Source organism: Stenotrophomonas sp. SrG (genome assembly GCF_050031795.1).
Lineage (GTDB): Bacteria > Pseudomonadota > Gammaproteobacteria > Xanthomonadales > Xanthomonadaceae > Stenotrophomonas > Stenotrophomonas rhizophila_A.
This window is the reverse complement of sequence record NZ_JBNBBE010000859.1, coordinates 1-244: the sequence shown is the minus strand read 5'-3', so window position 1 is coordinate 244 and position 244 is coordinate 1. Positions and strand designations below refer to the sequence as shown.

The following is a 244-nucleotide window of genomic DNA, read 5'->3' as shown; positions in this document are numbered from 1 at the left end:
CTGCGGCCCCTGGCGCAACCGGCCGCGAGGGCTGCGTTGCTGCGTCACGACCAAGGGTCGTGCCCTACCGGGCGGCGGCTGAACCGGTTGGCTGACCTGCCCCTGCTTGGCGGCGGGCGGGGTAATATGGGCGCATGGATGTCTCCCACCTGCTCGACGGGCTCAACCCCGCTCCGCGCGAAGCTGTGTCCGCCCCGCCCGGCCCCCATCGGGTGCTTGCCGGTGCCGGTTCCGGCAAGACCCG

Annotated in this window: 1 protein-coding gene; it reads left to right on the top strand. The window is 73.4% G+C overall.

The features are described 5' to 3' along the window. Positions 1-134: 134 nt before the first annotated feature. Positions 135-244 (top strand): UvrD-helicase domain-containing protein (locus tag ACQG3P_RS21970; RefSeq protein ID WP_426806233.1); only part of this gene is annotated, 110 nt, incomplete at its 3' end.